Here is a 6,150-nt window from a genome sequence, read left to right as displayed (position 1 = left end):
GCTGCCCACCATCGTGGGTCAGGCCAACGCCAACAACATCTACTTCACCACGGTAACAGCACCGCTGTCTGCGTTACCAGCAGCAAAGGTCTTCGCCACCAGTTACAAGAACGCCTTCAGGGATGAGCTGCAAGGGTTCGGGGCCTTCGGGTACGACGCGGCCAAGGTGGTCGTGCAGGGCGTGCTGAACGCCGTGCGCGCCAACGGCAACAAGCTCCCCACCCGCACCCAGGTCGAGACCGCCATCCGCAAGGGCAGCTACACCGGCCTGCTGTCGGGCAAGGTGACCTTCAACTCAGTCGGCGACCGCAAGGAGGCTAGCTTGTACGTGATGAGCATCACAGGCGGGGCCACCCGTCTGAAGACCATCGCTCGTGTGAGGCCAGCTCAACCCTAATGGTTCTGAACACTGCTTGATTCCTGCGCAGATTGACCTCCCGACCAACGGTGAGGGCCGTTGCAACAGTTCAGCTGGTATGCCCCGATGACGACGGCGCTTTTTTCCTCCCTGAGGGGGTTGAGCAGCTCTTGGCCCCGTTCTTCATCTACGTGCGCTGGCACGGCGGGGCTGACCCTATTCAGGACCTGAATGACCAAGGGTACGGCCGTTAAATTTGCTCGCGCTGCCCTGCTCAAAACCCGTGTGCAGTTACGTGGCCAAAGCCTGCTGTTGTTCCGTACTCAGCATGTGGGGAGCGTCCCGTTGCCTTGACGTCCGTCTCGTCAGCTCGCGAGCTCCAGGTCGCGGTACCGGGCCACCGCCAAAATAGCCAGCACCGCACGACCTTCCGCCATCAGCACAAAAAATTGCGCCTGGCGCTGTTCCACTGCACAGGTGCTGATCTGAGACACCGCCCAGAACCCGTCCGCGCTGTGTGCCAGAGGGTCGGCATGACAGGCTGTGTCATCCCTCCATTGTTGCTGATCTGATCGGAGTCCGTATCAGACGAACCAACCAGACGGCAGCGCTACGCTTCTGGCACGAGGGCGTGCAGGAGGCGACCTGATCCTCAAGCCACCTCCTGATCTTCCGTGACCCCGATGAAACTAAATTGCCAGAACCTCACCAACTGTTAGTCCATCAATTTGTCCGGGGTAAAGGGGAGCGCGCGCAGGCGTTTGCCAGTGGCATTGTAGATGGCATTCCCGATGGCAGCGGGCACCCCTACGATCCCAATTTCCCCAATGCCTTTGGCTCCAGTCGGCCCGAATAGAGGATCTGGATGTTCAATCCAGCGGGCCTGCACGTCTGGGGCGTCGGCATTTACGGCAATGTGGTAGCCAGCGAAATCCCCATTCACCACGTGTCCGAAGCGTGGATCCAGGTAACTTTCCTCTTGAAGGGCTGCCGAGATGCCCATGGTCATCCCCCCAATAAACTGACTGTTGGCAGTGCGGGGATTGATAATGCGCCCAGGATCGTACACCCCGAGCATACGGGTCACACGCACTTCTCCCGTAACCGCACTGACCTTGACCTCGGCAAAATGCGCGCCGTAAGCGTCCAGAACATGCTTCTTGGCTTCATCAGGGAAGTAAGCTCCACCCTCAGCTTCCGCGCTTTCTGCAGGCTGTTGACCGTGCTTCTCTCGGAAATTCACCGCAGCGACCATGATGGCGCTGCCCCAGTTGTAGGTGCCGGTCGATCCACCGGCCAGGTAACCGAACGGCAAGTCTGTCCGTCCGATCTGCAACTTAATGTCGGCTTCTTGCACGTTCAGCGCGTCGGCAGCAATCTGCTGGAGAATCGTCCACGCCCCAGTGCCCAGATCGGCCGCAGCAATCTGAACGGCGTACCGTCCGGCCGTGAACGTGATTCGGGCTTTGGTCGGGAGGGTCTGCTGCTTAGGATAAGTGGCGCTTGCCACCCCCAAACCGTACAGCCACTCGCCCACCTGCCGGCCACGCGGTGTGGTCAGCCGCGTTTCCCAGCCGAACAGCCGCGCCCCTTCACGCAGACACTCCACCAGATGACGGCTGGAGTGCGGTTTACCGCTTTCGGGATCGTTGTCCGGCTCATTGCGGATCCGCAGTTCAATGGGGTCAAGCCCCAGCTCGACTGCCAACTCATCCATTGCCGTTTCCTGAGCGAACATCCCAGGGAATTCACCTGGCGCGCGCATAAACGTGGCCGGCGCAATGTCCAGAGGAACCATCCGCGTGGTCGTCTCGCGGTTTGGGGCAGCGTAGAGGTGACGGGTGGCATTGACGGTCTGCTCTGCAAATTGTTTGAGGCGACTGCTGCTCTGCGTGACATTATGGGCAATGGCCGTCAGTATCCCGTCGGCCTGCGCCCCCAGCCGGAACCGTTGATGGGTGGTCAGGCGGTGACCGACCGAGCGGAACATCTGCTGACGGGTCAACATATATTTGACCGCGCGGCCAGGTAGAAGCTTCGCCGCCAGGGCGGTCAGCATGGTTGGGGCATGCGGAATCCCCTTGCTGCCGAATGCGCCCCCCACATACGGGGAAATGATCTCGATTTGCGCGGGCAGCAGGCCCAGGACAGGGGCGAGCAGCAGCTGGGCGAAGGACGCGCCCTGGGTGGCGTCGTAGAGCCGCAGATGGGGCCGCTCGCCCAGAATGCCCAGGACGCCTTCCAATCGTTCGCGGTCCCACTCGGCAATAATGGAGTGCATCTCCATAGGGTTATGGTGCTCGTAGGGCGTGGTGTAGACCGCATCCACCGTGACAGCAGACGCGGCCAGCGCCTCAGTGACGTTCCCCTGATGGCTGTCAGACGCCGCACCTGTATTGATACGCTTTGGAGCATATTCGTCTGGATGCCCAGTGCGAAACTGAGCGTCATGGGGGGCCACGTCATACTCCACCTGCACCAGAGAGGCGGCGTGCCGCGCCACCTCTACAGACTCGGCAATCACGGCGCCGATGTACTCCCCCCGGTAATGCACATCTGGGCTTTGCAGAATGTAGAGTTCGTTGTCCGTTTTGGCCAGCAGCTTCGGGGCGTTGTGGTGTGTCATCACAGTCAGGACGCCAGGCACCGCCCGGGCCGCCGCGTCATCGATGGACCGGATGGTTCCCTTGGCAATGGCTGAGGTGAGAGGAAACAGGTAGGCGGGGTTCTGCACTGCCTGCTCGTAGGCGTAGGGGGCTGTTCCCGTGACTTTGAGTGGCCCGTCCACCCGAACACGGTCTTGCCCGACGTTGCCCGGGGTTTGCTGCCCGCTGACAGCCGGCCTCACTGCAGCTCTCCTTGCACGGCGCCGCCCTGCTCGGCGCGGCGCTGGGCCGTGCGGCCTTCGGCCAGCTCTTCCAACACGGCCACAACTGTGTTGCGGACCAGTGCGACCTTGAAGGTATTTTCTGGTCCTGGGGTCGCGCCCGCCAGTTCCTCTTCAATGGCCGCGCGCAGGCGTTCGGTGGTCATGGTCTGGCCTCTGAGAGCGGCTTCAGCCTTGTGGGCCCGCCAGGGTTTATGGGCCACTCCGCCCAAGGCCAGCCGCACGTCCTTCACCTGCCCCTTCTCAACCTGCAGCGCGGCAGCAACTGAAACCAGCGCGAAAGCGTACGAGGCCCGCTCCCGCACTTTCCGGTAGGTTGAGCGCCGCGCGACAGGTACAGCGGGCAGATCGACTGCGGTGACCAGTTCGCCCTCTTTGAGGTTGGTGTCCAGGTGAGGCGTGTTGCCTGGTAAGCGGTGAAAGTCTTGGAAAGGCATCTGCCGCTCACCTCCTTGGCCCGACACCACCACGGTAGCGTCCAGCGCTGCAAGCGGAATGCACATGTCAGATGGGTGAACCGCCACGCAGTCCGGTGACGTGCCCAGAACCGCGTTGTACCGCCCAAAGCCTTCCAGCGCCGAGCAGCCGGTGTTCGGCTCACGCTTGTTGCAAGGTGTGGTGAGGTCTTGGAAATAGACACAGCGGGTGCGCTGCAGCAGGTTTCCTCCAGTGGTCGCCATGTTGCGTATCTGGCCAGACGCCCCCGCCAGGATGGCCTCCGCCAACATGGGATACCGCTCACGAATCAGGGGATGCGCCGCCATGTCACTGTTTCTCACCAGGGCACCGATCCGCAGACTGCCGTCTGACCGTTCAGTGATCTCCGTTAAGTTCAGCCGACTGATGTCCACCAACTGATCTACTTCGCGGATCCCCAGCCGGAGATGGTCCACGAGATTGGTTCCGCCTGCCAGGAAGGCGGCTGGGGCCGTGAATTTCTCGAGCGCGTCCGCCACACTGCCGGCCCGCTCAAAGGCAAAGGGCTTCATTTCTTCTCCGGTGCGTGTAAAGCGTGAACGGACAGGCGGACGTCCGCGTCCGCGACTTCACGCAGCGCGGCCACAATATTGACGTACGCGCCGCAGCGGCACAAGTTGCCACTCATCCGCTCCCGGATTTCTGCGTCTGTCAGGGCAAAAGACGCGTTGATGTCCGGCGTAATATGGCTGGGCATTCCAGCACGGTATTCGTCCAGCATGCCAACAGCGGAACAGATCTGGCCGGGCGTGCAGTACCCGCACTGAAAGCCGTCGTGATCCAAGAAAGCCTGCTGAACAGCGCCCAACTGACCGACACGCCCCAGACCTTCAGCGGTCACGACCTCCGCACCATCGTGCGCGACCGCCAGAGCCAAGCAGGACAGTACGCGGCAGCCGTCCAACAGGACCGTACATGCCCCGCACTGCCCATGATCACAGCCTTTCTTGACAGAATTCACGCTCAGATGGTCACGCAGGGCGTCCAGCACAGAGACCCGGGGATCAAGCTCAAGGTCATAGGACTGACCGTTGACGTTGAAATGGACAGGAAAGGTCATAAGGAAGCCTCCGACAAGCAGATCAACACACGAGGTCTGGTCTCTTCAGATGGTAGAACGCTGAGCAGGACGTCTGGAAATGGCAAGTCTTTAGGGATATCTCCCGGCTGAAGAGGGTTGAAACAGCCGGTTGTCTGTTTCAGTGCCGCTTTGGGACAGAGCCGGTGAGCGGTCTCCATGCCCATCAGCCCGCTTCTGCTCGTTTCGTTCAGGTCAAGCCGTTTGTGCACACGGACTGACCGGCATCCGTACGAAGGGCCGGACGCCCATGCGGCCAGTACAGTGAGGCCCAAGAAGGAGAGTTGGCCTGCATGGATGAAACCCTCGACGACTTCTTGAGTCTCTGTGCTCAACTGGACAGCGCACCTGACTTGGTTCTGGCCACCCTGATAGACACTTGGGAGGTTCGTCAGCCACTGGGCCGCCGCGCCTGGCTGTTGCCAGACGGGCAGCGGCTGGGGACACTGACGTTGGGCGGCTGCGCCGACAGTGTGTTGCGGCGCGCCGCGCAGCAGGTACGGCACAGTGCGCGGGCCGTCCGCGTGAAGGTCGATCTGGGCAGCGGTGAAGCGTATGAATTTGGCCTGACCTGTTCTGGAAGCGTAGAGGTCCACCTTCAGCTCGCGTCGCCTGCACATCCGCTCTGGGCCAAAGCCCGGGATGAGCGCTTGGCCGGCCGCGTTTTGCGGCTGGTGACGCGGTATGGCCCAGACGCTGGCGTGACACTCCTCACTGATGCGGGGGAGAGAGAAGTGCTGGGGCAGCCCCTCACACCGGCTCAGCAGGCACGGGCAGACCTTCCTCTTCAAGGTTCAGGGGGCCACTGTGCCGAGCGCACCCCCGATGCCCTCTATGAGCGTTGGCTCCCGGCCATCGGTCTGGTGGTCGTGGGCTCTGGCCCGATTGCCCGCCCGCTGACCCAGTTGGCCCACACTCTGGGCCTGCGGGTGACGGTCACGGATGACCGGCCAGAGCGCCTCCAGCCTCAGGACTGGCCGGGCACCCAAACAGTGCTGAGCGTCTCCACCGGTCAGGAACTCCGCCTCCCACCTCTTGGGCCACGGGACGCTGTGGTTATCCACTCGCACGACTACGCCCATGAGCTGTCTGTCCTGACCAGAGCCCTGGCCTCGCCCTCGCCGTACGTGTCCCTGGTGGCCAGCCGGCGGCGAGGTCAGGCTCTCCTCAAGTTTATGCGGGACACTGGCACCGACCCCGCGCAACTGCGCCGCATTCATACGCCTGCAGGCTTCGACCTGGGTCTGGAGTCTCCGGCTGGGATTGCCCTGAGTATCCTCAGCGAGCTGGCCGAGCTTATGGGCCGGGGCAAGAGGGGAAGGCCAATCCAAGCTCTAGATCACCAATAGT

The 6,150-nt window shown here is 62.0% G+C and carries 5 protein-coding genes; 2 read left to right on the top strand and 3 right to left on the bottom strand.

From position 1 onward, the window contains the following. Positions 1-397: ABC transporter substrate-binding protein (locus tag K7W42_RS21235; protein ID WP_224577234.1), on the top strand; the 397-nt coding region annotated here is incomplete at its 5' end. 676 nt (positions 398-1,073) lie between these two features. On the opposite strand, the gene K7W42_RS21230 is transcribed toward K7W42_RS21235, so the two are convergent. Genes K7W42_RS21230 through K7W42_RS21220 form a run of 3 tightly spaced genes read right to left on the bottom strand, consistent with a single transcriptional unit; the run spans position 1,074 to position 4,782 of the window. Next, entirely contained in the window at positions 1,074-3,206 is a 2,133-nt protein-coding gene (locus K7W42_RS21230) for a xanthine dehydrogenase family protein molybdopterin-binding subunit (RefSeq protein ID WP_224577233.1), read from the bottom strand. Next, positions 3,203-4,234, bottom strand: coding sequence for an FAD binding domain-containing protein (locus K7W42_RS21225; protein ID WP_224577232.1), 1,032 nt, complete (start codon positions 4,232-4,234; stop codon positions 3,203-3,205). The genes K7W42_RS21230 and K7W42_RS21225 overlap by 4 nt, the downstream gene beginning before the upstream one ends. Further along, complete coding sequence (locus K7W42_RS21220) at positions 4,231-4,782, bottom strand: 2Fe-2S iron-sulfur cluster-binding protein (protein WP_224577230.1); 552 nt, start codon at positions 4,780-4,782, stop codon at positions 4,231-4,233. Before K7W42_RS21220 ends, K7W42_RS21225 begins: the two co-directional genes overlap by 4 nt. 311 nt (positions 4,783-5,093) lie before the next feature. Between K7W42_RS21220 and K7W42_RS21215 the strand changes: the two genes are divergently transcribed. Beyond that, a complete protein-coding gene (locus K7W42_RS21215) occupies positions 5,094-6,149 on the top strand; it encodes an XdhC family protein (protein ID WP_224577228.1) in 1,056 nt (351 codons plus the stop codon). The last annotated feature ends 1 nt before the right edge of the window (position 6,150 follow it).

Source organism: Deinococcus betulae, assembly GCF_020166395.1.
Lineage (GTDB): Bacteria > Deinococcota > Deinococci > Deinococcales > Deinococcaceae > Deinococcus > Deinococcus betulae.
Note: the sequence above shows the minus strand (reverse complement) of the source record. Positions and strands in the feature narration are given on the sequence as shown.